This window comes from Collinsella aerofaciens, from assembly GCF_019131995.1.
In the GTDB taxonomy this organism is placed as follows: domain Bacteria; phylum Actinomycetota; class Coriobacteriia; order Coriobacteriales; family Coriobacteriaceae; genus Collinsella; species Collinsella aerofaciens_S.
This window is the reverse complement of record NZ_JAHONA010000015.1, coordinates 1-23,382: the sequence shown is the minus strand read 5'-3', so window position 1 is coordinate 23,382 and position 23,382 is coordinate 1. Positions and strand designations below refer to the sequence as shown.

The following is a 23,382-nucleotide window of genomic DNA, read 5'->3' as shown; positions in this document are numbered from 1 at the left end:
CAAAAGAATGGACCCCATGACTCAAAGCCACGAGGTCCATATCCGTTTGCTTTATCTGAATACTTAGTAGCGCACGAAAATGTAGTTGTTGTTCATGCCGGCGGCAACGGAGCTGATGATAACACCCGTGTTGTAGTCGGAAGCATGAATCATCTGACCACCACCGATGTAAATGCCGGTGTGGTACGAGTTGACCACAACGTCACCGGGCTGCGGATCGGACACACGCGTCCAGCCCATAAAGGTGCCCGTGGTGCCCAGGCGGCAATAGCGACCAGTGAGGCAATAGCTAACAAAACCAGAGCAGTCGAAACTGTTCGGGCCAATTCCGCCCCAGGAATAGGCGCAACCAAGCTTGCTGTATGCACGCGAGACAACAGAACCGCCATCGACGGACTGGCTCGGAGCAGAAGGCGTCGGAGCCGGGGCAGGCGTGGAGGGCTGCGGTGTCGGAGCAGGTGCCGGCGTAGGAGCCGGAGTGTTGCCGCCCTGGTTGTTGTTATTGCTGGTCTGGCCACCGTTGTTGGTGTTCTCGGTCGCACCGGCAGTCTCGTTGCTCACCGTGGCCTTCTCGGCGGTACTGGCGTTGATGCCGGCCTGCAGCGCGGCGTTGGCCTCGGCCTCAGCGGCAAGCTCAGCCTGCAGCTGTGAATCCAGAGAGTTTACGACGTTCTGTGCTTCAGCCTGCTGGGCGTTAAGCTCGTCGACCTTCTTTTGCGTGGTGGCGACGTTCTTTTCCTGCTCGGCCTGCTTATCGGTGAGCTGCTGTTTGAGCTCCTTGACCTCTTGAATGGTCTGAGCCTGCTTATCGGAAACTTTGCCGTAGTAGAACAGACGGTTGAGCATATCGCTCAGGTCATCGACGCCCGTCAGAACCTGAAGCAGGCTCAGACCGCCGGTTTTGTACTCGCCGGCGACATAGGTCGAGAGCTTGGCCTGACCATCGGCGATCTCCTGCTGCTTTTGCGTGATCTCGCCAGCAGTCTGATCGAGCGCCTGCGTCTGCGTGGCGAGCTCATCGTAAATCTGCTGAGTTTGGGTACCGATCTGCTCGAGCTTCGTACGAGCAGCGGCAAGGTCGGATGCGGTATCGGCGTAGGCAGGAGCCGCGAGGCCCAAGCCCAAAACACAAGCGAGGGTTGCCGTAGCAGCGCAGCGTGCCATGTTTTTGTGCGTGTTTGCTGTGCGCATGTAGCTTCCTTTCCAGTAACTAAGGGTAACGGCTAGTCCACCGTCACCAGGCTAAAGAGCTCCACATCGTCATTAGACGGTGTGAGCTTCTCGCGCGGGTTGAGAAACGCAAGCTCAAGGATACAACCGTAACCGACAAGCTTTGCGCCCATATCTCGCACCAGTTTACCTGTTGCCTCGACGGTTCCGCCCGTCGCGACCAAGTCGTCCAGAATCAACACGGTATCTTTAGAGCTGATAGCGTCGACATGGATCTCAATTGAATCGGTGCCGTACTCGAGCTCGTAGCTCTGACTTACGGTCTCGCGCGGTAGCTTGCCAGGTTTACGTGCGGGAACAAAGCCGGCGCCAAGGGCTACAGCCACCGGTACGCCAACCATAAAGCCGCGAGCCTCGGGACCCACGACCTTGGTGATTCCCATGCCGGCAAAGTGCTCGGCGAGGGCATCGGTCATGGCTTTGAGCGCCTCGGGATTGCCAAAGAGCGGCGTGATGTCTTTAAAGATGACTCCGGGCTCGGGATAGTCGGGGATGTCGACGATTTGAGATTCGAAGTCGTACATTGCATGACCTTTCAATGGGTTGCCGGATAAGCGGCAGCTGTTATTTGCCCGCGGTGGCGGTGCCGGATTGCGAAGGGGTGACGACCTTGAGCGGCTTTACGAGGGAATCCTCGTGCGAAGCCGGCGCGCCTATCTCTTCGTTTTTGGCCTTGGTTGACTCGGAGCGAGTGATTTCCTCATCGAGTGCATCGATGTCGGCGTCCTCGACCACGGCGTTGAGCGACTCAAAAACGCGGTTCTTGAGCAGCGCGGTGTGCACGCCCTCCGTCAGGTCGTGAAGCTTCTTAAACGCACGCTCGAGCTTGGCGTCGCGCTCGTCATCGGAGGTGTCCATGCCGAGCATGCTCACGAGCACCTGCTCAAACATCGAGGACTCGCGGTTGGCGGAAGACACGTACTGACGCAGGTTGCGCGGCTCGATATGGAAGCGTGACAGCTCGGAGCAGTAGCGGATGATCGGGAAATCGCGACCATCGACGAGCTCACGATTTTGCGGACTCTTGATGATGCGAATGAGGTCGTTCTCGGCGAGCGAGCGGATAAACGAAATCTCGACGCCCAGCATATCGGGAATGGTCTCGATAGGATGCAGCTTTTGCTTAGTCTCCTTGGGCTCCGTCTTGAGCGGAACATCGGACAGCAAGCCCACCTCGTAAGCGAGCGTTGACAGGTCCGTGGCGTTTTCCAAGCGCTGCTTAATCACGTTGAGTGGCATATAGCGGGTCTTCTGCAGGTGCAGAATGACCTCCAGGCGATCAACGTCCTCCTTGGAGTACTGACGGTATCCCTTAGGCGTACGATGAGGGGTAATGAGCCCCTCATCCTCTAGAAATCTAATTTTTGAGTTCGAAAGATCGGGGTATGCGCCTCGAAGTAGGTTGACGACTTGGCCGATACTCAGATAGTTGCGTTCGGCCATGCCCTACTCACCGGTTTCGATGCGCTCCGGCGTGCTCTCGTGGTAGATGAGCGTAAACGTACCGATCTGGACGGAAGAACCGTCGTGCAGCGGGGCTGCATTGACGATGGCACCGTCGACCCAGGTGCCATTGAGCGAGCCCAAGTCCTCGATGCGAGCGCCGAGGCCCTCGCGAATAATGCGCGCGTGGCTGCGCGAAACGGTCATGTCATTGAGGAAGATGCCGTTCGCGGGATCGCGGCCAATGGTGGTCACGTCATCCTCGAGCTCAAAAGCGGCACCAGTCTGCGGACCCTTGACGATGGACAGAACGGGGGCGGTGATGCGCACGTTGGCCATGAGGTCGGGAACGGTGACGTCGCTTGAAGGCACGCGGAATACGCAGGTAGCGTCAGCAGTCTTATCATTCTGAGGCATATTGTTAACCATGTTGTCCATGACAACCCCTAACTTATCGCGGACGTGCCGCAAATAATGAACCGTACGTAATCATACCCCAACGAATCAGTCTTCGATTTCAGGGTTCAGAAAGTCGATGTCCTCGTCCTCGGGATGCGTGAGAGCCTGTTTAATGGCCGCTCCGCCCTTAATGGAGTAGATGACAGCGGTGAGCATGGAGAAGATCACGCCGCCGTACACAAAGAAGATGCCGAGGGGCATCGAGCTTCCGTTGAGGCCCGGGAAGGCCGTAAGGGCTGAAGGTAAAAGATGCAGGCCGTCAATAACGGGGAACCCGAGCAGCATGAGCGAGAAGCCGGTCATGAGCAGCGCTGTGGCAATCTTTCCGGGGAAGACAACATCGATGGGGCGACGGTGATAATGGCGCACGATAAGCGTGCCGATGCCCAGATAGATGTCGCGGCCAATAATGAGCACGCAGACCCAGATGGGCAGCTCTCCGCGGACCACCAGCCCCAAGACGCCGGTGAACAGCAGCGCACGGTCGCAAATGGGATCCATGACCTTGCCGAGCCATGAGACCGTCTTAGTCATGCGAGCGATCTGACCGTCCATCCAGTCGGTGGAGGCGGCAACGGCGTAGATAACGATGGCGATGACGCGGTTGTTGTCCGTCACAAACAGGTACAGAAATACCAGGGTGAGGATCAGGCGCGTAAAGGTGATGAAATTGGAGATCGTAAAGATCTTATTCGACGGGTAATCGGAAGTGCCGATAAGCTCCTTTTTGATCTTCTTTTTGATGCCCACAGGACTCCCCGCTGGTTAACGACAAAACTTTCGATACTATACCCGTTCCGGCGATGTCTATCCAGCGTAAGCATAGAGAGTCCAGACATGTGGAGGGCGCTTTTAGGCGGCGGGGATTTCGCATTCGTGTACATCAGCCTCCAAACATGTCGAATATTGCATTGGTAAAACCATATTTTAAGACGATTTGCTTTACCCTGCTTCTGCCGATTGTGTTTGCCGCAATCAATCGTTCTTTACTGACAGGGGTATCATTTGCTATGTGCTTTATTGCCATGACGACGGGATATACCTTTTCCATCACAGAAAAAAACAGTATGGATCGGCTGTTTGGTATTTTTCCGAGTTCGTGAGAAGGGCCGCGTTCGAGAAGGCTGAGGACATGGCGGACATCGAGGCCTACAACGAGGCTTTGGACGGGGACGGCGGCACTCGCTACCCGATGGAAGAGGTCGTGCGCATGGCGGTGGAGGCTGAGTGATTGTCCACACGCGTTGTCTGTCTCGGCTCTAAAGGCTTCTCTTGGGCGGGGTTCGGCTTATAGCCGGGTCCCGCTTTTTTGCGGCTTTCAGTTGTCTTTCTGAAGGTATGAAATGGCTGCCTCGATATGAATACGGTCGGCATTCGAAGCGGACGTTATAGCCGCGCTAATAGCGCATGACTTTCTCCCCTGCCGTCATCGTTGCCGCAGCGTCAAGACCGTTGCAAATACTTGGAATAGCCCTACGCTCGGCTCGTATTGCAAACCCCGAGTGAAGGGAGCCGTATATGCATGCAGCGGCAATTAACCTTCGGGGGGGGGTCGCTCCTGAAACGACCCGCTTCCGAAGGCAATCAATTATCGAGTACGTCCTGATCATTGCCGTCATCGGCCTGGTCATCGTGTTCGCGGGACCCGGCGTGGCCGGAGCCATCCGAAACCAGTCCAACCTGGTCGGCAACACGGTGAACAATGGGACGGTCGGCGGCGTCGAGGGAGGCGCGTCCGGTGGCGGCTCCGCAGGCGCCGATTCCGCGGCCGTCTAGGTGGCCATCGCCAAGGATGCGAAGGACTGGACCCTCGACGAGCAGGAGGCGGTTGCCAAAGACATTGCCAAGAACGGTACATCGTCTATCGCCTACGCCAAGGCCAAGGCCGCCATGGATGCCGGCACCAAGTTCTCGATGAAGCTGACCAATGGCAAGACGCTCGAGTACCGTATCATCGGCATCAACCACGACGACTTGGCCGATGGTAGCGGCATGGCAGGCTTGACGTTCGAGGCGACCAACTCTGCCTTGGGTAGCCAGAGAATGAACGCTACGGACACCAATGCCGGTGGTTGGGATAAGTCCGAGCTCCGTACCCGCCTCAACAGCGGTGACCTCTGGTTGCTCCTGCCCAGCGAGCTCCAGTCAAAGGTGAAACCCGTCACAAAGACAACCGATAACGTTGGCGGTAACGGGGGCGGTGCCCCCTCGGCGACGACCGACAAGGTTTTTCTGCTCTCGGCAACCGAAGTATACGGGGATATGCAATCTGACGGCATCCAGTACGAGTGCTACAAATCCAAGGGCGTGACGAGGTCGAACTATTCCGGTGCATCAGGCTATAGCCACTGGACTCGTTCCGTGAGACCGCGCAGCTCCACATCCTTTCGCTATGTTCAAAGCGGCGGTATTTGCTACAGCTACAGCGCGACGGACTCGTTTTATGTCCTCCCCGCTTTCTGCTTCTGATCTCTTTCATCGCAAAGCCCTCGCAATCCTGCGAGGGCTTTTCTTTTGGCGATTACTCAAACAATTCGAGGTTCATTGTACAGGTAATCGGGTTGAGGAGAAATGGGGGCATACAGCGGCTCTCAGAGCGCCTGCCGCACTTCCCCGCCATTACCTTTGCGGCATCCTCGTATGGAGTCCATCCTGGTTGGCGTTTTGTTGTAACCGCTCACTTGTCCACAGATCAAGTGAACTGCTGGAATAAATACAGCGACACACTAGTTCGTTACAGTCGCCATATCTGCGTAAATCGCCGCGATAAATACAGCCTGTACTCGTCTGTATACCAGCTACGCGTATGTAGATTCATGTCGCGTTAATAAATCGGCTCAAGCGCGTGCAAAACGCGCAAGTAACCGCAAAAAGCGATTATCGCGCAGGTAGTTTTTTGGCACCCTGTTGCTTAATCAAAATTAAGCAATTGCTTAAAACAAAAAAGGTCAGGCACTAGGTGCCTGACCTGCAAACTTCTGGTCGGGACGACTGGATTCGAACCAGCGACCCCTTGACCCCCAGTCAAGTGCGCTACCAAGCTGCGCCACGTCCCGAAGCTTATGTTTGTTGCTCTGCTCTCGCTTGCAACAGGGAGTATATTAACCCGAAACTTTAGACTTGTGCAAGAACTTTTTTATAAATTTTGAAGCAAGTCCAAAATTGTATCTGCGAGCTGGGGTTTTGTTAGCACGGGAAGTTCTTGCGTCCCCGTTGTGCTCACAATCCAGGCCTTGTTAGTGTCGGTTCCAAAGCCCGAATCGGCGCGCGAGACATCGTTGGCGATAATGGCATCGCAGCCCTTGCGGGCCAATTTGCGCTCGGCGTACTCGACAACGTTATCGGTCTCGGCCGCAAATCCGATTACGCACCGCTTGCCCTTCTGGCGCGAGAGCTCGGCCAAAATATCGACCGTTTCGACAAGCTCGATGCGATCCAGGCGTTCGTTGGCCTTTTTGAGCTTATGGTCCGCAGGGGTGGCGGGGGTATAGTCGGCGACGGCGGCCGCACAAATTGCCGCATCGGCCGTCTGGAAGGCGCTGAGCGCTGCCTGCAGCATTTCAGCGGCGGTCTGCACGCGCACGCACTCCACGCCGCGGGGGACATCGAGCGATGTCGGTCCCAGCACAAGCTTGACCGCAGCACCGCGGCGAGCGGCCTCCCCTGCCAGGGCGATGCCCATCTTGCCTGATGAGCGGTTGCCAATGAATCGCACCGGGTCGATTGGTTCGTGCGTGGGGCCGGCAGTGATGACGACGCGCTTGCCTGCCAGGTACTGAGGCACGGGTTTGAGCACCTCACAGACAGCCTCGACGATGTCCTCGGGCTCGCTCATGCGTCCCGTGTCCACGTCGCCGCAGGCAAGGTAGCCGCTGCCGGGTCCCACAACATGGACACCGCGCTCGCGCAGCGTGGCCATGTTGGCCTGCGTCGCCGGCGCCTTCCACATGCCGTTGTTCATAGCGGGTGCGATCACGATGGGTCGCGGCGTCGCAAGCAGCGTGGTGGAAATAAGGTCATCGGCGATGCCGTTGGCCATCTTGGCGATGATATTGGCCGTCGCGGGCGCCACGACCACCAGATCGGGCTCCTGCGCAAGCGAGATATGGTGGATGGGGTCAGACGGGTCGTCGAATAGCCCAACCGCGACCGGCTCATTGGTGAGCGCGCGGAACGTGAGCGGGCCCACGAACTCCGTGGCATGCTCGCTCATAACGACTTTGACACGTGCGCCGCGCTTTTGCAGCAGGCGCACGATATTGCACGACTTATAGGCGGCGATCCCGCCGGTAATGCCCAGCAGGATCGTTTTTCCCTCAAGTTGCATTGAATTGTTGGATGCCGCCGTCATCGCTAGGCTTCCTTGCTCGGGAGCACCAGGAGGCGGTGGCAGTACGGGCAGTGCGTAATTGACCTACCGTCGTGGTTGAGGTCGCTCATGGACGATGCCTGCAGCGCGGTGTGGCAGACCGTGGGGATGTTGCCCTGGATGGTCTCGACGGCCAAGCCGCGGAACTGCTTGAGCAGACGCTCGTAGTCGGTGAGCACGTCGGCCGGCAGCGTGGCGGCAAGAGCGGTGCGCTCCTTAGTGGCGGCTTCGATCTGAGCCTGCAGGTCGGCAGCCTTGGCGCGGGCGGCGTTGGTATCGGCCTTCACGCCCTCCTCGAACTTGGCGATGATGGCCTGCGCGCGGGTCTCGCGGTCGAGCGCCTCCTTATGGGCGACAACGACATCCTTGCGGGTGTGCTCAATCTTGTCCAGGCGCTTGGCCAGGGTGGCGAGCTCGTTTTCCAGGTCCTGTACCTCGCGGTAGTCGGAGCCGTCAACGTGGCGCTTCTTAGCTGCCTCGATGGCGTTATTGGTCTGGATCTCGGTGGTGTTGAGATCGTCGAGCTCAATGTCCAGATCCTTGCGCTGGGCGTAGAGCTTGGTCATCTCGGACTTGAGCTTCACATAGGTCTTGCGCTTGGAAGCGAGCTCCTTGAGCTCCGGCATATTGGCAAGTTCGCTCTTGTTGCGGGCGAGCTCCAAATCGATCTGTTGCAGCTTGAGTAGCGTAGCGCCGGCGCTCATAAGTTCTCTCCTTTTGTCACAGTCCACCATTGGCAAGGGTTCTGTATTTTAATCGCATGACGGGGGTTGACCCCGGCGTCAACTGCAGAGTTCATCAATATATCAACGAACGGCTCCTCGGAGCGGTCGTGGCCGAGCAAGATGACGCCCAGACCGCGCAGAGCGAGGTCCTGCGCCACGTGATAGCCCGCCTCGCCCGTCACGACGACATCCGCACCCGCGGCGATGGCGAGCTCGCCAAAGTCGCCCAGGGAGCCGCCCAGAATGGCGACGGTGCGGCACGGGCGCTCGGCATCGCCCCATACGCGCGGGTCGCTTCCGAAGGCCGTGGCAGCACGGGCGGCAAGATCGCGCAGCGTATACGGGTCGTTGAGCGTTGCAAGCGCGCCCAGGCCGGTGGCTTCGGGGTCGTCCACGTGCTCCAGTGAGCTTACGGGTGCAGCACCCAGCAGCTTGCTCAGGCGGACACGGGCTTCGTGCGAGCGGTCCAGGTTGGTGTGGAGCGATATGATGCTCACGCCGCAACGCGCTGCCTCGTAGAGCGCCGCGCTGCATTGGGGACGTGTGGCATCCGCCGGACAAAAGGCCTCGGGTGCCTTGATGTATATGGGATGATGCGTCAGCAGCACGTTGGCGCTTGCTTCTTGGGCGCGGCGAACATTAGCCTCAGTCGCATCGAGTGCGCAGGCAACGCCGGTGATCTCCGCGGCCGGATCGCCAACGGAGAGTCCTACGTGGTCCCAGGGCTCGGTGTCCGTCTTGGGATAGCGTGCCAGTAGCGCGCGCTCGAGCTCGGCGACGATCATGCGGCACCTGCGATCGAGAGCAGCGTCTGGGCAAACTCGTCCAGATCGTCCGGATTCACGCGGTCGTCAAAGGAAATGCGCAGTGCACCTAGTGCCTGCTCGCGACCAATGCCCATGGCGCTGAGCACATGGCTCGGGTCCATGCTGCCGCTCGAGCACGCCGAGCCGGCCGAAACCTCAAAGCCGGCGGCATCGAGCTTGACGATGAGCTCCTCGGAGTCCATGCCATCAACGTAGATCGACACCATGCCCGGCAGGCGATCGGCCTGTGCGTAGTCGCCCATGGTGGCGTGAATGCGCTGGTGGGCCGTAAGCGTGGCGTAGAGCTTGTCGGAAAGGGCTTGCAGCTTCGCGCGCTCCTGAGCCACATGGGGCGTCAGAGACGAGGCGGCAGCGGCAAAGGCGAGCTGCGTTCGCAGGTCTTGCGTGCCGGCACGACGACCGGCCTCCTGTCCGCCGCCAAAGATGCGCGGGCGCAGCGGCGTGCGGTTCTTAAGGTAGAGTGCGCCAGATGCCACGGGACCGCCAATCTTGTGGGCTGCGACGGACATGGCGTCGACGCCCAGCTCGGTGACATCGAGCGGAATATGCAGATACCCCTGGATGGCATCGGTGTGGAACAGGGCGCCAACGGTATGCGTGGCCGCGGCAAGCTCGCGGATGGGCTGCACCACGCCGGTCTCGTTGTTGGCAACCATGATGCTCACGAGCGCCACGTCGTCGCCTAGCAGCTCGACAAGCGTGGCAGGCTCAATGTAGCCCATGCGGCAGGGCTGCACCAGGTCGACGGTAAAGCCGGCGGCACGCAGCAACGGCAGGTTGTCCAGAATCGAATCGTGCTCGATGGCCGAAACGATTACACGATCGCGCTTGCGATCGCGCTGACGAGCGCCCTCGGCAAGACCGAGCAGTGCCAGCTGGTTGGCTTCGGTGCCGCCGTTGGTCAGTACAATCTCGGACGGGCGGACGCGCGCGCCAAAGCTGCGGGCGATCTCGCGACGTGCAACCTCCAGACGCGCGGCAGCCTTGCGGCCGAGCGAATGCAGCGAGTTGGGGTTGACGCCGGCAAGCTCGCTGTCGTCGTACTCGCGCTGCGCAAGGAGCGCCTCGGCGCGCATAGGCGTCGAGGCGGCGAAGTCAAGATTCACGGGTATGCGGTTTTGACCTGCGGTCATAAGGGTTTATGCCTCCTGTGCGGCCTCGTTGCCCAGCTTCTGCAGCAGCGCAACCTCGGCGGCGGGATCTTCGGACTTAAATACGGCGGAGCCGGCAACGAGCACGTTGGCGCCGGCCTTGACGACCTCGGCAATGTTCTTGGAAGAGATGCCGCCGTCGACCTCGATGAGGGGCGAAACGCCGTGACGCTCGCACATCGCCTTGAGCTCGTGGAGCTTAGCGATGGTGCCCGGGATAAAGCTCTGGCCGCCAAAGCCGGGGTTCACGCTCATCAGCAGCACCATATCGACGACGTCGATGATGCTCTCGAGAACGCACACGGGGGTGGCGGGGTTGAGCACCACACCGGCCTTGACGCCGCGCTGCTGCAGATGCGTGAGCGTGCGGTGCAGGTGCGTGGAGGCCTCGTAGTGCACGGTGATCATATCGGCACCGGCGTCGGCGTACCAATCGACCGTTTCGTCGGGGTTCGACACCATCAGGTGCGCGTCGACCGGCACATCGGTGGAGCGCTTGATGGCCTTGAGGATATCGACGCCAAAGGTCAGGTTGCCGGTAAAGTGACCGTCCATGACGTCGAAGTGCACGTAGTCTGCACCGGCGATCTTGTCGAGCTCGCCCTTCAGGTTGGCCATGTCGGCCGAAAGGACGGACGGAGCGATTTTGATGGAACCCATGGTAGTAGCCTTTCTGCGCTAGTCGGCGAGTCCGTAGAACTCTTGAGAGGGGACGCGGTCGGTAAGGATCTCGAGCGCTCTATCCAAAGTAACACCGTTGTAGAGCGTTTGCTCCACGGCAAAGGTGAGCGGAATGTCTACGCCCAGTGAACGGGCAAGCTCGCTGACGCTGCGGGCCGCGACGGCGCCCTCGACCACCATATGCGTGCGTGCCTGGTACTCGTCGAGCGACACGCCATGGGCAAACTCGAAGCCAAAGGTGCGATTGCGCGAATGCTCGGAGGTACAGGTAGCGATAAGGTCACCCATGCCGGCAAGCCCCATGCAGGTCATGGCCTGGCCGCCGCGGGCGTGCACCAGGCGGCTGATCTCGGCCAGACCGCGCGTCATGATGAGGGCGAGCGTGTTATCGCCCGCACCCGAGCCGGCAGAGATGCCGCATACGATAGCGATGACGTTTTTCATGGCGCCGCAGACCTCGACGCCGGTCATGTCCTGCGACAGGTAGATGCGGAAGGCAGTGGAAAGCAGCAGTTCCTTAAAGGTCTCCCCTATCTGCGGATCTTCGCTGGCAATGACGGCTGCAGAAAGTCCGCCACGGCAGATTTCCTCGGCATGGTTGGGGCCCGAGAGTGCCGCCACGCGCGCCTCGTTGCCGATCTCGCTGGCGATGACCTCGCTCATGAGCAGGCCGGACTCGGGCTCGATGCCCTTGGTGAGACACAGAACCGGCGTCTCGTCCGCGATGAACGGCGCCGCCTGGTGGCAGACGTCGCGCAGGTGCGTCGAAGGCACGGCAAAGATGATGGCGTCGGCGCCGTCGAGCGCCTGGGCCAGGTCCGTCGTGGCGACAACGTTTTCCGGCAGCGTGTAGTCCACCAGATACCGGGGGTTGCGGTGCTCGCCGTTAATGCCGGCGGCCGTCTGCTCGCTATGGGCCCACATGGTCACGCGCGCAGCTCGCGCAGCGGCAAGGCCGGCGACGGCGGTTCCCCAGGAGCCGGAGCCAATCAGCGCAACATTCATGACTCTCTCCTACTTATCGTCGGGCTCGGTGACGCGCTTGGTAAACGAGAGCTTGGACTCCTTACCGGCCATGAGCTTTTGGATATTCGAGCGATGGGCCCACACCACGGTGATGCCGATCATCGCCATGCAAAACTTGAGCCCCAGGCTGCTGTACGGAAAGACCGCGCAGGCAGCGATGGGAAGACCGATGGCGGCGGCAAGTGAGCCCACCGACACGTACTTGGTAATGGCGACAGCCACGATAAACATTCCAAGCAGCGACAGGCCAATGGGCCAGTACCAAGCAAGAATCACGCCCAGGCCCACGGCGATACCCTTACCGCCGTGGAAGTTAAGGTAGGGCGAGAAGATGTGTCCCCAAACAGCAGCCAGGCAAATGACGCCGAGCATCCAGTCGCCGGCGGCACCGGGAGCCATGATGCTCACAGGGAAGCCATAGCCCACGCTCGCGATGAGCGGACGGGCGATAAGGACGCAGATAGCGCCCTTAAGGCAGTCGAGCAGCAGCGTGAGCGCGGCCACCTTGGGGCCGGCTACGCGCAGGGCGTTGGTGGTGCCGATGTTGCCGGAGCCCGCCTTGCGAATGTCCGTGTGGTTAAACACACGGCCCAGGATCAGGCCAAACGGAATCGCCCCGATAAAGAACGAGACCACGGCGCAGATGGCGGTCAGCAGGATCGGATTAAGCATCCTTTTGCTCCTTCTTCCTAAAGAAGAGTCGAATGGGCGTACCGGCGAAGTCGAAGGTCGAGCGCATGCGGTTCTCTACGTAACGCTGGTAGGTGTCGTTGACCAGGTCGCTGTGGTTGACGAAGAACGTGAACGTTGGCGGGTTGACGCCCGTCTGGGTCACGTAGTGCATGCGCAGGCGGCGCTTGCCGTCCACCACGGTGTGGCCAAACTCGCGCAGGTCGGTGAGGAATGTGTTAAGGCGCGAAGTGCTGATCTTTTGCGAACGCGTCTTCTCGGCGGCATCGACCATGCCCCAGATCTTTTCGATGCTGCGGCCGGTCAGGGCAGAGATGCGCAGGTACTGGGCCCAGGGAGCCATGACGCCCAGACGGCGGTCGATGGTCTCCATGCAGGCCTCGCGCTTACGGTCGTCGTCGAGCAGATCCCACTTGTTGAGCAGCACCACGATGGCGCAGCCGCGCTCGATGGCCAAGCCCATGACCTTCTGGTCCTGCTCAGTGACGCCCACGGAGGCATCGACGACGAGCAGCGCCACGTCGGCGCGGTCGATGGCACGCAGGCCGCGGACCATGGAGTAGTACTCGATGTTCTCGTACACAGTGCTCTTCTTGCGGATGCCCGCGGTATCGACCATGCGGTAGTGCTTACCGTTGCGCTCCACGACGGTGTCGATGGCGTCGCGCGTCGTGCCGGCGATGTTGGACACGATAGAGCGGTCGGCGCCCAGGATGCGGTTGAACAACGAGGACTTACCGGCGTTGGGGCGGCCGATGATGGCGACGTTCAGCGCGTCGGGGAACTCGTCGGCGATCTCGTCCTCCTCCTCGGGCAACAGGGCCACGATGTCGTCGAGCAGGTCGCCCGTGCCGTGGCCGTGCAGGGCCGAGAGCGGCGTGGGCTCACCGATGCCGAGCGAATAGAACTCCCAGATGCTGTCGTTCTCGCGATCGGGGTTGTCGAGCTTGTTCACCAGCAGAAAGACCGGCTTGTCGCAGCGCTTGAGCATGCGAGCGACCGACTCGTCCTCCTCGGTGACGCCGGTGCGGCCGTCGACCACAAACAGGATGACGGCGGCTTCCTCGGCGGCGGCGAGGGCCTGGTCGCGAATGGACGTGGCGAAGACGTCATCGCTCTTGAGCGGTTCGATGCCGCCCGTGTCGACGATGGTGAACTCGCGGCCGTTCCAATCGGCCGTGTGGTACGAGCGGTCGCGCGTGACGCCGCGGGACTCATGGACGATGGCGTCCGAGGTCTGGGCCAGGCGGTTAACGAGCGTGGACTTGCCCACGTTGGGGCGTCCGACGACGGCGACGATAGGTTTCATCTGCACTCCTTTAATGGGTAGGGTCAGTGGAAGTGTTAGAGTCGGCAGGCACAATGCCAAGGAAGTGCTCCAGGGTATCGAGCAGCTCATGCGGCATGGTCGACACCACATGAACCTCGGCGCCGCGACTGGTAAGGCTTGCGAGTAAATCGTCACGATGATACTCGTCAAGCGTCATGCCGTCAGCGTTGAACATGAGCTTAGGCACAAAGAGCATAACCCCCGAGAGGTCCTGCGGCAGCTGTTCCAGAATGTCGCAGGCGACGATGAGGCCGGTCACGTCCACGTTGCCGCCAAAGTAGCGATTCTTGATGGCCGTGACGGTGCCGGCGAGCCCCTGCGGCGATTCCACGAAACGTGCCACGGTGTCGCGTGCGCTGGCGCCCGAGAGGCACAGCAGGTGCTGGCTGCGAGCGGCGATGGCCTCGCGGACGCGGGCCAGTCGCTCGGCATCGGCGGCAAGCACATCGTCCGTCTCGTCTAGGTATGAGCGGATCATGCCGATACCGTCGTAGTACTGCGGATAGCCGTCGTAAAAGTCCGCCTCGGGCGGATCGATGCCGGCGTCCAGGTAGAACTCGTCGCTCATCTGGAAGGTGTGGCGGCCAAAACGCTCGAAGGCGCGGTCCTGGTAGGGACGGATCATGGCAATGGTCTCGCGCGCCAGTTCGGGCTTGTCGCTGTATGACCAGCTAAAGCGGTTTTGATGCTTGGTAAAACCGAGCGGCACAATGCCCAGGCTTGTGATTTGCTCGTGCTCCTCGCAAAAGCGCAGGGTCTTTTCCAGCTCCTCGCCGTCGTTCATGCCGGGGCACAACACGATCTGCGCGTGAATCTCGATGCCGGCGGCCATGATGGCCTCGAGTACGTCCATGCCGCGCTGGGCGTTGCGGCCCATCATACGACGGCGGACGTCGGGGCTCACGGCATGGACCGACACGTTCATAGGGCTCATGTTGCGTTGGATGACGTTTTGCACGTCCTCGTCGGTGAGGTTCGTAAGCGTGACAAAGTTGCCCTGCAAAAAGCTCAGGCGGTAGTCGTCGTCGCGAATATAGAGCGTGGAGCGGCCGCCCTTGGGGAGCATCGTCATAAAGCAGAACACGCAGGCGTTCACACAGGTACGCATGCCGTCGAAGATGGGGCCGTCGAACTCCAGACCCCAATCCTCTCCGGGAAATCGATCGAGCTCCACGGGGGTGACGGTGCCATCGCGCGGGTCGAAAACCTCGAGGTCGACCGTGTCGTCGTCTGCCTCCCAGAGCCACACGATCATGTCGGTAAGCTGCTCGCCGTTGACCGTGAGCACGCGCATGCCCGGCTCGATACCCACATCCCATGCGGGCGATTCGGGACGCACGTTCTTAACGAGCGCGCCCTCACCCGGCTCGGGGTCGCGGCTGCGCCCGTAATCGGCCACCTCGGCGGCGTATGCGGGTACGGTCTGGTCCATGGTTAGCAGCAAAGCTCCTTGATGCGCGTGACGGCGCGTTCGATGTGTTCTTGCGGGGTGGAGGCTCCGGCGGTGATACCGATGTGGTGAGCGTCGGTAAACCACGCGGCCTGGAGCTCGGAAGTTTCCTCGATGTGATACGTGCGCTCGCAGGCGTCTGCGCAAATCTGCGCCAGGCGGCGGGTGTTGCCCGAGTTCTTGCCGCCCACGACTACCATGCAGTCGCAGCGGTTGGCAAGTGCGGCTGCTGCCTGTTGACGCTCACTCGTGGCGGCGCAGATGGTGTTGATCACACGCAGCTCCTGCACGCGCGGGGTGATAGCTGCCACGACCTCGGCGAGGTTCTGCGCGGTCTGGGTGGTCTGCACGACGAGGCCTACCTTGCCCTTGAGCGACAAGGCATTGGCGTCGGCGGCACAGCTCACGACCTGTGCATCTTTGCCGGCGTGGCCAAGAATGCCCTCGACCTCGGGGTGACCCGGCTCGCCTACGACCACCACGCGGTAGCCCTCGCGCACCAGGCGCTCGGCTGCCATATGGACTTTCTTCACGTAGGGGCAGGTGGCGTCGACCACGTTTAGGCCGCGCTTGCGGGCAGCATCGATTACCTGCGGCACCACGCCGTGGGCGCGGATGATCACGGTGCCGGTTGCGGCGTCATCCAGGGTTTCGGCCAAGCCAACGCCTGCCTCAGCGAGCTCGCGTACCACGATGGGGTTATGGATGAGCGGACCCAAGGTATGAACCTGAGTGCACTCCCCTGCCTGCGGCGCGGCGGCCAGCGCCATATCGAGCGCACGCTGTACGCCGTAGCAAGTGCCGGCGTGTGCGGCGATCTCGATGGTAGGCGCTGTTGCCTGGTCGGACGCGGTCGCGGCAGTGTTCGTAACGTTCTCGCTCATGGCTAGAACCTGCCCGGATGCTCGGCGCACAGCTCGTCTCGCATAGCGTAGACGCGGTTCATGGCCTCGGACTCAAACCATTCCAGGCGCTCCGTGCGCTTAAGCCCAGCCGGTGCGTCGGAAAGCGAGACGGCCTTGCCGGCGCGGATCCAGCACTTCTTGGGACGCATGAGCTTTTTGCCTGCGGGCGTGATGTCGGACCAGCCGCAGATGGCGAGCGGGTTGACGGGCGCCTTGCCCATCTGGGCGATGAGCGCAAAGCCGCCGTGGACCTCGGGCTTGATCTCGCGCGAGCGGATGCGTGTGCCCTCGGGGAAGATCAGGACGTCCTCGCCGCGCTGCAGCGCATGCTGGGCGGCGCGCAGGCACTTCATATCGGCAGTACCACGCTCGACGGGGATGCCGCCAACGTGGCTAAAGGCCCAGCGCACAATCTTGCTCTTGGCGAACTCGGACTTAAAGATGGGACGAATGCGGCGGCCCCCAAAGAACAGCGCCGTCTCCACGGCCAAGAGCTCGGCCATCGAGGTGTGGTTGCAGATGACCACGCTGCCGCGGCCTTCCTGGCGCTCAAACAGAAGATCGGCGTCCTCGACCTTCCAGCGCCACATGAGCTTGGAGAAGGCCCAAAGGATGGCCATGACTACGACGACGGTGCCGCGGATGAGCGCTGGAAACTCGGCGTAGGGGGCGTTGTAATAGTCCTCGGGCGTCTGCTGAAACAGGCGCATGGGCTACCTCCTTTGGTTGATAAGGTCCTCGATTATCGAGACGACCTCGTCGATGGTGTGGGCGGTGGAGTCGACGTGCACGGCGTCCTCGGCGGGCACGAGCGGGGCGACCTCGCGGCTGCTGTCAAGCTTGTCGCGCTGCTTAAGGGCGTCGAGGGTCTCGTCGACCTCGGCCTCGAGCTGCGCTGTGCTGAGCGGCTGGGCGTCGTTTTGGTGACGCTGCAGCACGCGGCGGCGGGCGCGCTCACGCGGGTCGGCGGTCAGGAAGACCTTGACCTGCGCGTTAGGGAACACGACGGTGCCGATGTCGCGACCCTCGGCCACGATATCGCGGTCCTCGGCGGCGCGGCGCTGGTGGATGAGCATGGCGGCGCGCACGCCCGGATAGGCCGAGACCTTGGACACGTTGGCGTCGACCTGCGGGGTGCGGATGGCGGCCGAAGCGTCTTGGCCGTCGATGGTCAGGCGCGTGTCCTCGCCGGTGCCGTTGGTAAAGCAGATCTCAATCTGCTCGGCGAGAGCGTCGATGGCCGCCTCGTTATCCAGATCGATGCCGCGGTCGAGCGCGGCGAAGGTGACGGCGCGATACATGGCGCCCGTGTCGAGCTTGTTAAAGCCAAGCTGACGGGCGATCTCCTTGGCGATGGTGGACTTGCCGGATCCGGCGGGGCCGTCGATGGCGACGATCATGCAATGCTTCCTTTCGATGGTTGACGTGCTGGTATGGTTCGCGGGCGTTGGGGCGCGGCGGGTTTGCCTAGCCCGTGTAGCGCTCGCGGTAGGTGTTGCGCTTGGGTGCTGAGCCATGGCTGCCGTGGTGACGCGTGCGGCTGGCAGGCGTGTCTTGGGGCTTGCCGCCGTTGCGCTTGGAGCTCGCCTGCTTGGGCGGGATGCCGCCGGCCATGAGGATCTGCACCTCGCGGTCGGTGAGCTCGCGCCACGAGCCCTTGGCCACGTCCTTGAGCTCCAGGCCGGCAAAGTTGCAGCGGTGCAGGCGGATCACCGGGTGGTGGATCTTGCTCAGCATGCGCTTGACCTGGTTCTTGCGGCCTTCGCGGATGATGACCTCCACGGCGGTGGTACCGGGCTTCACACCCTGCGGGGCCACGGCTTCAGCCTCGCGCGCGTTGATGATGCGACAGATTGCCGGCTGGCACGGGCCGTCGTCGAGCTCGATGCCGCGGCGGAGTGGTTCCAAGTCTCGATCGGTCAGTTGGCCATCCACGAGTGCCTGGTAGGTCTTATAGACATGCTTGCTGGGATGCAGCAGGTCCTGCGAAAGGTCGCCGTCGGTCGTGAAGAGCAACAGTCCCGTGGTGTCGCGGTCCAGGCGGCCCACCGGAAAGAGCCCCGGAAAGCGGTCGCGCGGGACCAGGTCGGCCACACAAGGGCGCTCCTGCGGGTCGCTCATGGTGGTGAGGTAGCCGGTCGGCTTGTAGAGCATCAGGTATACGGCGCCCTGGTCGAGCTTGACGGGCATGCCGTCGACCTCAATGTGATCGTGGTCGACATCGACCTTGGTGCCCAGCTCGGTCGCGACCTGGCCGTTGACGGTCACGCGGCCAGCGGTCATCAGGTCCTCTGAGCCGCGACGGCTCGCCACGCCCGCGCGTGCCAAAAAGCGCTGCAGGCGCATGGTGTGCGGATAGACAGGCTGGGCGTCGGTTGCGGGTGCTGCGTTGCCCATGGCGCGCGTCTCCCCTACTTCGTTAGTCCTCGTCATGCAAATCCTCCGAGGTCTCGTCGACGACCAGGGTCTCCAAGTCCTCGACTGCCTCAACATCTTCAACATCGGTATCGAGCAGTTCACGCTCTTCGTCCAGGTCCTCGGCCTGCTCCTCGAGCGTAGACTGAATGCTGCGGCCGCTCAGGCGCTCGCGGATAAACTGGCGCGACTGCTCGTCGGGGGCAAACTGCTCCAGATCGGGCAGGTCGCGGGTGGAGCGCAGACCGAACTTTTCCAAGAAGGCGTTGGTCGTGCCGTAAATGATGGCCTGACCGCGCTGGGGGTCACGGCCGAGCTCGCGCACCAGACCCTTGTCCACGAGCGACGCGATGACGCCGTCTGAGTTGACGCCGCGGATGCCCTTGACCACCTCGCGCGTTACGGGCTGGTGGTATACGATGACGGCCAGGGTTTCGAGCGCCGCCTGGGACAGCTTTTGCGTGTCCCAGCTCAACACATAGGCCTCGACCACGTCGTGGTAGGCGGGGTGCGTGAACAGGCGCCAGCCGCCGGCGACCTCGCGCAGCTGAAAGCCGCGGTTGGCCTCCTCGTACTCAACCTTGAGCTCGGCGAGCAGCGACGCGCACTCGCCGGGGGCGATATCCAGTGCGCCGGCCAGCGCGGGCGCACTCACTGGGTCGCTTGACACCAGCAGCAGCGCCTCGAGGGCGCCTTTGAGGCTGTTTGCCTCCAGCGTGGAAAGGGTTGACATGGTTGCGGCTCCTATTCGGTGAGCTCGGGGCCCTCGCCGGGCACATAGGCCTCGGCGCCTTCGACGCGGTTGATACGGATGGTTCCAAAGATCTCGTCCTGGCTCAGCGTGAGCGAGCCGCGCTTGGCGAGCTCAAGCATAGCTAGGAAGGTGACGACGAGCTGCTCGGTGGTGGCATCGCCGTCCAGTAGCTCGCGGAAGGTGCAGGTTTGGTGCGCCATGGTAAAGCGGTCGACTGAGGCCACCGTCAGGTCGAGCGGAACGCGATGGGGTGCCACGTGCTCGGCCTCCAGCAAGAAGGTCTGTCGCTTCCCGTCCAGGTCGGCGCAGATGACGGCGAGGCCGCGCAGGGTGATGCCGGCCAGGTAGTCGGGCATGAGGCCCAAGAACTCGGGGTCGGGGCCGGCCACACGCGGGTGCATGCGGCTTTCGGCCTGCATGCGGGCACCGAGGGCCGCAGCCGCGCCTTTAAACTGTTTGTAGGCAATCAGGCGTTGGATCAGGACCTCGCGCAAGGCGTCGCCGTCGAGCGTGCTGAGCTCCTCGAGGTCTTCGTCGAACTCGTCATCGTCGTCATCGGCTTTGCGCGGGGCCTCCTGCGGCACCAGAGAGGCAGCCTTGATGTCCAAAAGGGTTGCCGCGACCAGCAAAAAGTCGCTCGCCACGTCAAGGTCCAGCGCCTCGATGCGCTCGGCCTCGGCAAGGTACTGCTCGGCCACCTCGCTGATGTAGATGGCGCCGATATCTACTTTTTGGCGGGTTACCAGCTGCAGCAGCAGGTCGAACGGTCCGCTGTAGACCTGCGTCGACACGCGATACGACATCTTCGACCTCCTTTGACGGCGCCTTCGCGGCGCGGTTTGGGTGCATGTTGCGACCGTTTTGCACGGTCGACCTGTAAGTTTACCTTAGATGCCGGCGATTGCGAAGTTGAGCATCTGCTCAGCGAGCGGATACACGGTAACGTCGAAATAGCGGCCGATCACATCGATGCCGGTCCACATGGGCAGCAGGTACAGCACTAGGATGAGGATGGGCATAGCGTATTGCTGCAGGTGGTAGTAGTTGGTCAGCGCCTTGCCTTTAAGGAACGGCACGATGATAGACGAGCCGTCAAGCGGCGGAATCGGAATAAGGTTAAAGAACGCAAGCGACAGGTTAACCACGATAAACGTGGCGCCGAAGTTCATGATATGAGACGCCACAGCAAAGGACATGCTGGCGTAGAGGTTGCCATAGGCCAGGTGCATGAGGGCTGCAGCCAGGCACGCGAGCGCGATATTCGATGCGGGGCCGGCCGCGCTCACCAGGACCTCGTCGCGCTTGGGGTGCTTGAGGTTGTTGAGGTAGACGGGCACGGGCTTGGCGAAGGCGAACACGGGACCGCCTGCGGCGAGCATGAGCAGCGGCAAGATGATGGTGCCAAACGGGTCGATATGGTTGAGCGGGTTGAGCGATACGCGTCCGCGCGAGCGCGCCGTTTTGTCGCCGAGAGCCCAGGCCGCGGCGGCGTGCGCGCTCTCGTGAATGACGATGCCAACGATGACGGCGACGGCGCTGGCGAGCAGGTTCATGATGTAGCTGCTGGACATGGCGCTCTCCTAGCGGACGCGGCGCGAGGCGCGCGTGAGCAGGTAATCGGCCACAAACAGGATCACAGCGACGATGGCGTAATCCGGGCGGAACACGCCGCCAAAGGGCGACGTGATGACGCCGTAGCCGGCGATGGCGCTCGGCAGCGCGCGCGAAAGCTCAACGACAAAGCCCACGATCTGCAGCTTGGCGGTCAGGCCGCTAAAGCACAGCAGCACGGTCATCGCGCTCATAAAGATGCCGCAGATGCGACAAGCGATAGCGATGATGCTCATCGCCACAGCAGTGGCCTTACGAGAGTTCACGCGCGGTCTCCTCTTCGATCTGGGTGGAAAGCTCCAGCCATTCGTCCTCGAGCTTGGGAAGCTCTTGCTTAAGGCCGTTATATTCCCCCAGCGCCGCGTTGAACTTGTCTTGATCGGCATAAAGCTCTTCGCTTGCCATCAATTCCATAAGCTCGTCATAGCGGGCGCGCTTTTTATCGAGCTCCGCCTCGATCTTCTTGAGCTGGTTGCGCACGCCCTTGAGCTTTTTGTTGAGTGCGGCGCGGGCCTGGGCCTCGGCGCGCTTTTGCTCCTTGGTCTTTTTGCCCTCGGCGGGCTTGGAGGCGGTGGCGGGGGTGTCGGGCTGGGCGGCGCTAGCTTTGGTGGGCTTGGCCGCGGCGGGCGCGCTCTCCCCTGCCGCCTCGGCGGCGGCGCGGGCTGCGAGGTCCTCGCGCTTGTAGAGGTAGTAGTCGTAGTCGCCGTCGTAGACTGTGACTTTGCCATCGCGGATGTCGATGATGCGGTTGGCAACGGCGCGCACCAGGTGCTCGTCGTGACTGATCAGCACAATGGTACCGGGGAAGTTCTGCAGGGCGTTCTCGAGCATGTCCACCGAGTCGATGTCCAGGTGGTTGGTGGGCTCGTCCAGGCACAGGAGCGCCTCGGGGGCCACGAGCATTTTGGCAAGCGCCAGGCGTGCCTTTTCGCCGCCGGAGAGGACGCGTACCTGCTTTTCGATTGCGTCGTTGTCGCTAAACAGGAAGGCGCCCAGCAGGCTGCGCTGCTGCGGCACGGTCCATTTGGGCGTAACGGTGTCGATCTCTTGTAGGACAGTGTTGGACTCGGTCATGCCCTCGAGCGCGTGCTGGGCGTAATAGGCCACGCCCACGTTGGTGCCCAGATCGCGGGTGCCGGTGGTGGGCGGCTCCAGGCCGGCGAGGATCTTCATGAGCGTGGACTTGCCGGCGCCGTTAGGGCCGACGAGCGCCACGTGTTCACCGCGGTAGAGTTTGAGGTCGATGCCGCTGTAGATGTGCTTGTCGCCGTAGGACTTGGAGACGCCCTCCAGGCCCACGACCATATCGCCGGAGCGCGGCGGATCGGGGAACTTAAAGTCGATGTGCTTGTGACCCTCGGGCAGGATGACGAGCTCCTTTTTGATCTGCTCGATCTTGCGAATGCGCTCCTGCGCCTGGGCGGCCTTGGTGGGCTTGTAGCGGAACTTGTCGACGAAGACCTGCATGTGGGCGATGTCGCGCTCCTGGGCGGCGCGCTTGGCGCGCATCTGCTCCAGGTTGTCCTCGCGCTGCTTGAGGTAGCTGCTGTAGTTGCCGGTGTAGGTGGTCACGCGACGGTTTTCGAGTGCGGCGACATGGTCGACGCAGGCGTCCATGAAGGCGCGGTCGTGGCTGACGATGAGGACGGCGCCGTCGTAGTTGGCGATAAAGCCGCGCAGCCACTGGACGCTTTCGAGGTCCAGGTGGTTGGTGGGCTCGTCCAGAAGCAGCAGGTCGGGGTGGCGCAGGAAGAGCTTGGCAAGCGCAATGCGCATCTGCCAGCCGCCCGAGAACTCGGAGCACGGGCGCTCAAAATCGGTGACCTTAAAGCCCAGGCCGGACAGGATTTTGCGCGCGTTGCTCTCGAGCTCGTAGCCGCCCAGGTGCTCAAAGCGGTCCTGGACCTGGCCATACTCGTTAAGGAGTGCGTCGACGTCCTTGCCCTGCTCGGAGAGCTCGGTGATCTGGGCCTGCAGCTCGTTGGCGCGCTCGCCCATGCGGCGGATTTCCTTGGCGGCAGCCATGACCTCGGCAAGGATGGTGGTGTCCTTCTGCTCAAGGTTGGTTTCCTGCTCCAGGTAGCCTACCTGGCAGTCCTTTGCATACTGGACCATGCCGGCGTCGGGGCTGTCGATGCCCATGATGATCTTGAGCATGGTGGTTTTGCCGGCGCCGTTGGGTCCCACGAGCGCAAAACGCTCGCCGGGGTTGATCTGGAAGGACGCGCCACTAAAGAGGACGCGCGCGCCGAAACTTTTTTCGATCTTGTCGACCAGGAGGATCATGGTGCCGCCTTTGACCTTGTGTGCCTATAT

26 protein-coding genes and 1 tRNA gene are annotated in these 23,382 nt (G+C 61.7%); 3 read left to right on the top strand and 24 right to left on the bottom strand.

Annotated features, from left to right (window positions below; genetic code table 11):
- Window positions 1-63: 63 nt before the first annotated feature.
- The 5 genes from KSY82_RS06215 to KSY82_RS06195 all read right to left on the bottom strand — a co-directional run bounded on the left by KSY82_RS06215 (window position 64) and on the right by KSY82_RS06195 (window position 3,882).
- Window positions 64-1,191: a coiled-coil domain-containing protein gene (locus KSY82_RS06215; protein ID WP_138374201.1), complete on the bottom strand. Its 1,128-nt coding sequence runs from the start codon at window positions 1,189-1,191 to the stop codon at window positions 64-66.
- 32 nt (window positions 1,192-1,223) lie between these two features.
- Window positions 1,224-1,754, bottom strand: coding sequence for an adenine phosphoribosyltransferase (locus KSY82_RS06210; RefSeq protein ID WP_217750542.1), 531 nt, complete (start codon window positions 1,752-1,754; stop codon window positions 1,224-1,226).
- A 40-nt stretch (window positions 1,755-1,794) separates the two neighbouring features.
- Complete coding sequence (gene ftsR, locus KSY82_RS06205) at window positions 1,795-2,673, bottom strand: transcriptional regulator FtsR (RefSeq protein WP_138112611.1); 879 nt, start codon at window positions 2,671-2,673, stop codon at window positions 1,795-1,797.
- A 3-nt stretch (window positions 2,674-2,676) separates the two neighbouring features.
- Entirely contained in the window at window positions 2,677-3,111 is a 435-nt protein-coding gene (locus KSY82_RS06200; protein WP_006236002.1) for an FHA domain-containing protein, read from the bottom strand.
- Window positions 3,112-3,177: 66 nt separating this feature from the next.
- Window positions 3,178-3,882, bottom strand: coding sequence for a CDP-alcohol phosphatidyltransferase family protein (locus tag KSY82_RS06195; protein WP_138374202.1), 705 nt, complete (start codon window positions 3,880-3,882; stop codon window positions 3,178-3,180).
- 262 nt (window positions 3,883-4,144) lie between these two features.
- Here KSY82_RS06195 and KSY82_RS10625 point away from each other — a divergent pair, with 262 nt between their 5' ends.
- The 3 genes from KSY82_RS10625 (at window position 4,145) to KSY82_RS10550 (ending at window position 5,601) form a co-directional block, all read left to right on the top strand.
- On the top strand, window positions 4,145-4,363 hold the full coding sequence (locus KSY82_RS10625) for a DUF6290 family protein (protein WP_438265358.1): 219 nt from the start codon (window positions 4,145-4,147) through the stop codon (window positions 4,361-4,363).
- A 287-nt stretch (window positions 4,364-4,650) separates the two neighbouring features.
- Window positions 4,651-4,908: a hypothetical protein gene (locus KSY82_RS06190; protein ID WP_161161951.1), complete on the top strand. Its 258-nt coding sequence runs from the start codon at window positions 4,651-4,653 to the stop codon at window positions 4,906-4,908.
- Window positions 4,909-5,601 carry a DUF6273 domain-containing protein gene (locus KSY82_RS10550; RefSeq protein WP_161145413.1) on the top strand — a complete coding sequence of 231 codons (693 nt, stop codon included), beginning with the start codon at window positions 4,909-4,911 and terminating at the stop codon, window positions 5,599-5,601. It abuts the gene before it with no gap.
- Window positions 5,602-6,111: 510 nt separating this feature from the next.
- On the opposite strand, the gene KSY82_RS06180 is transcribed toward KSY82_RS10550, so the two are convergent.
- From KSY82_RS06180 to KSY82_RS06090, 19 genes are all read right to left on the bottom strand, one after another.
- Window positions 6,112-6,188: transfer RNA gene (locus tag KSY82_RS06180), tRNA-Pro, on the bottom strand.
- Window positions 6,189-6,268: 80 nt separating this feature from the next.
- The gene (gene coaBC / locus KSY82_RS06175; RefSeq protein ID WP_254881744.1) at window positions 6,269-7,483 is read right to left on the bottom strand and encodes a bifunctional phosphopantothenoylcysteine decarboxylase/phosphopantothenate--cysteine ligase CoaBC; all 1,215 of its coding nucleotides are present in this window, start codon (window positions 7,481-7,483) and stop codon (window positions 6,269-6,271) included.
- A 2-nt stretch (window positions 7,484-7,485) separates the two neighbouring features.
- Entirely contained in the window at window positions 7,486-8,205 is a 720-nt protein-coding gene (locus tag KSY82_RS06170; protein ID WP_217750543.1) for a zinc ribbon domain-containing protein, read from the bottom strand.
- Window positions 8,202-9,011, bottom strand: a complete 810-nt coding sequence (locus KSY82_RS06165; RefSeq protein WP_217750544.1) for a Nif3-like dinuclear metal center hexameric protein — start codon at window positions 9,009-9,011, stop codon at window positions 8,202-8,204. The genes KSY82_RS06170 and KSY82_RS06165 overlap by 4 nt, the downstream gene beginning before the upstream one ends.
- On the bottom strand, window positions 9,008-10,186 hold the full coding sequence (locus KSY82_RS06160) for a cysteine desulfurase family protein (RefSeq protein ID WP_217750545.1): 1,179 nt from the start codon (window positions 10,184-10,186) through the stop codon (window positions 9,008-9,010). Before KSY82_RS06160 ends, KSY82_RS06165 begins: the two co-directional genes overlap by 4 nt.
- Window positions 10,187-10,192: 6 nt before the next feature.
- On the bottom strand, window positions 10,193-10,864 hold the full coding sequence (gene rpe / locus KSY82_RS06155; protein WP_117861906.1) for a ribulose-phosphate 3-epimerase: 672 nt from the start codon (window positions 10,862-10,864) through the stop codon (window positions 10,193-10,195).
- Between the two features lie 18 nt (window positions 10,865-10,882).
- Window positions 10,883-11,890, bottom strand: coding sequence for an NAD(P)H-dependent glycerol-3-phosphate dehydrogenase (locus KSY82_RS06150; RefSeq protein ID WP_217750546.1), 1,008 nt, complete (start codon window positions 11,888-11,890; stop codon window positions 10,883-10,885).
- A gap of 9 nt (window positions 11,891-11,899) precedes the next feature.
- Window positions 11,900-12,583, bottom strand: a complete 684-nt coding sequence (gene plsY / locus KSY82_RS06145) for a glycerol-3-phosphate 1-O-acyltransferase PlsY (RefSeq protein ID WP_217750547.1) — start codon at window positions 12,581-12,583, stop codon at window positions 11,900-11,902.
- The gene (gene der / locus KSY82_RS06140; protein WP_217750548.1) at window positions 12,576-13,910 is read right to left on the bottom strand and encodes a ribosome biogenesis GTPase Der; all 1,335 of its coding nucleotides are present in this window, start codon (window positions 13,908-13,910) and stop codon (window positions 12,576-12,578) included. Before der ends, plsY begins: the two co-directional genes overlap by 8 nt.
- 10 nt (window positions 13,911-13,920) lie before the next feature.
- A complete protein-coding gene (locus KSY82_RS06135; protein WP_217750549.1) occupies window positions 13,921-15,363 on the bottom strand; it encodes a DUF512 domain-containing protein in 1,443 nt (480 codons plus the stop codon).
- 2 nt (window positions 15,364-15,365) lie between these two features.
- Window positions 15,366-16,265, bottom strand: a complete 900-nt coding sequence (locus tag KSY82_RS06130) for a 4-hydroxy-3-methylbut-2-enyl diphosphate reductase (protein ID WP_148346665.1) — start codon at window positions 16,263-16,265, stop codon at window positions 15,366-15,368.
- Window positions 16,266-16,267: 2 nt separating this feature from the next.
- A complete protein-coding gene (locus KSY82_RS06125) occupies window positions 16,268-16,996 on the bottom strand; it encodes a lysophospholipid acyltransferase family protein (protein WP_055309923.1) in 729 nt (242 codons plus the stop codon).
- 3 nt (window positions 16,997-16,999) lie between these two features.
- Complete coding sequence (cmk, locus tag KSY82_RS06120; RefSeq protein ID WP_217750550.1) at window positions 17,000-17,686, bottom strand: (d)CMP kinase; 687 nt, start codon at window positions 17,684-17,686, stop codon at window positions 17,000-17,002.
- 67 nt (window positions 17,687-17,753) lie between these two features.
- A complete protein-coding gene (locus tag KSY82_RS06115) occupies window positions 17,754-18,683 on the bottom strand; it encodes a pseudouridine synthase (protein WP_217750551.1) in 930 nt (309 codons plus the stop codon).
- A gap of 22 nt (window positions 18,684-18,705) precedes the next feature.
- Window positions 18,706-19,434, bottom strand: a complete 729-nt coding sequence (gene scpB, locus KSY82_RS06110; protein WP_217750552.1) for an SMC-Scp complex subunit ScpB — start codon at window positions 19,432-19,434, stop codon at window positions 18,706-18,708.
- Between the two features lie 11 nt (window positions 19,435-19,445).
- Window positions 19,446-20,258, bottom strand: a complete 813-nt coding sequence (locus KSY82_RS06105) for a segregation and condensation protein A (protein ID WP_217750553.1) — start codon at window positions 20,256-20,258, stop codon at window positions 19,446-19,448.
- An 84-nt stretch (window positions 20,259-20,342) separates the two neighbouring features.
- Window positions 20,343-21,026 carry a site-2 protease family protein gene (locus tag KSY82_RS06100; protein WP_217750554.1) on the bottom strand — a complete coding sequence of 228 codons (684 nt, stop codon included), beginning with the start codon at window positions 21,024-21,026 and terminating at the stop codon, window positions 20,343-20,345.
- Window positions 21,027-21,035: 9 nt separating this feature from the next.
- Window positions 21,036-21,332, bottom strand: coding sequence for a hypothetical protein (locus KSY82_RS06095; RefSeq protein ID WP_368042041.1), 297 nt, complete (start codon window positions 21,330-21,332; stop codon window positions 21,036-21,038).
- A complete protein-coding gene (locus KSY82_RS06090) occupies window positions 21,319-23,352 on the bottom strand; it encodes an ABC-F family ATP-binding cassette domain-containing protein (RefSeq protein ID WP_217750555.1) in 2,034 nt (677 codons plus the stop codon). The genes KSY82_RS06095 and KSY82_RS06090 overlap by 14 nt, the downstream gene beginning before the upstream one ends.
- Between the last annotated feature and the right edge of the window lie 30 nt (window positions 23,353-23,382).

Bases quoted from the DNA above. Each gene is read 5' to 3' on its own strand.
- KSY82_RS06210 (WP_217750542.1), bottom strand. From the start codon at position 1,754: ATGTACGACTTCGAATCTCAAATCGTCGACATCCCCGACTATCCCGAG.
- coaBC (WP_254881744.1), bottom strand. From the start codon at position 7,483: ATGACGGCGGCATCCAACAATTCAATGCAACTTGAGGGAAAAACGATC.
- KSY82_RS06165 (WP_217750544.1), bottom strand. From the start codon at position 9,011: ATGATCGTCGCCGAGCTCGAGCGCGCGCTACTGGCACGCTATCCCAAG.
- KSY82_RS06100 (WP_217750554.1), bottom strand. From the start codon at position 21,026: ATGTCCAGCAGCTACATCATGAACCTGCTCGCCAGCGCCGTCGCCGTC.
- KSY82_RS06115 (WP_217750551.1), bottom strand. From the start codon at position 18,683: ATGGGCAACGCAGCACCCGCAACCGACGCCCAGCCTGTCTATCCGCAC.
- rpe (WP_117861906.1), bottom strand. From the start codon at position 10,864: ATGGGTTCCATCAAAATCGCTCCGTCCGTCCTTTCGGCCGACATGGCC.
- KSY82_RS06215 (WP_138374201.1), bottom strand. From the start codon at position 1,191: ATGCGCACAGCAAACACGCACAAAAACATGGCACGCTGCGCTGCTACG.
- KSY82_RS06130 (WP_148346665.1), bottom strand. From the start codon at position 16,265: ATGAGCGAGAACGTTACGAACACTGCCGCGACCGCGTCCGACCAGGCA.
- KSY82_RS06170 (WP_217750543.1), bottom strand. From the start codon at position 8,205: ATGAGCGCCGGCGCTACGCTACTCAAGCTGCAACAGATCGATTTGGAG.
- cmk (WP_217750550.1), bottom strand. From the start codon at position 17,686: ATGATCGTCGCCATCGACGGCCCCGCCGGATCCGGCAAGTCCACCATC.
- KSY82_RS06160 (WP_217750545.1), bottom strand. From the start codon at position 10,186: ATGACCGCAGGTCAAAACCGCATACCCGTGAATCTTGACTTCGCCGCC.
- KSY82_RS06200 (WP_006236002.1), bottom strand. From the start codon at position 3,111: ATGGACAACATGGTTAACAATATGCCTCAGAATGATAAGACTGCTGAC.
- KSY82_RS06105 (WP_217750553.1), bottom strand. From the start codon at position 20,258: ATGTCGTATCGCGTGTCGACGCAGGTCTACAGCGGACCGTTCGACCTG.
- KSY82_RS06150 (WP_217750546.1), bottom strand. From the start codon at position 11,890: ATGAATGTTGCGCTGATTGGCTCCGGCTCCTGGGGAACCGCCGTCGCC.
- KSY82_RS06090 (WP_217750555.1), bottom strand. From the start codon at position 23,352: ATGATCCTCCTGGTCGACAAGATCGAAAAAAGTTTCGGCGCGCGCGTC.
- KSY82_RS06135 (WP_217750549.1), bottom strand. From the start codon at position 15,363: ATGGACCAGACCGTACCCGCATACGCCGCCGAGGTGGCCGATTACGGG.
- KSY82_RS06190 (WP_161161951.1), top strand. From the start codon at position 4,651: ATGCATGCAGCGGCAATTAACCTTCGGGGGGGGGTCGCTCCTGAAACG.
- ftsR (WP_138112611.1), bottom strand. From the start codon at position 2,673: ATGGCCGAACGCAACTATCTGAGTATCGGCCAAGTCGTCAACCTACTT.
- plsY (WP_217750547.1), bottom strand. From the start codon at position 12,583: ATGCTTAATCCGATCCTGCTGACCGCCATCTGCGCCGTGGTCTCGTTC.
- KSY82_RS06125 (WP_055309923.1), bottom strand. From the start codon at position 16,996: ATGCGCCTGTTTCAGCAGACGCCCGAGGACTATTACAACGCCCCCTAC.
- scpB (WP_217750552.1), bottom strand. From the start codon at position 19,434: ATGTCAACCCTTTCCACGCTGGAGGCAAACAGCCTCAAAGGCGCCCTC.
- der (WP_217750548.1), bottom strand. From the start codon at position 13,910: ATGAAACCTATCGTCGCCGTCGTCGGACGCCCCAACGTGGGCAAGTCC.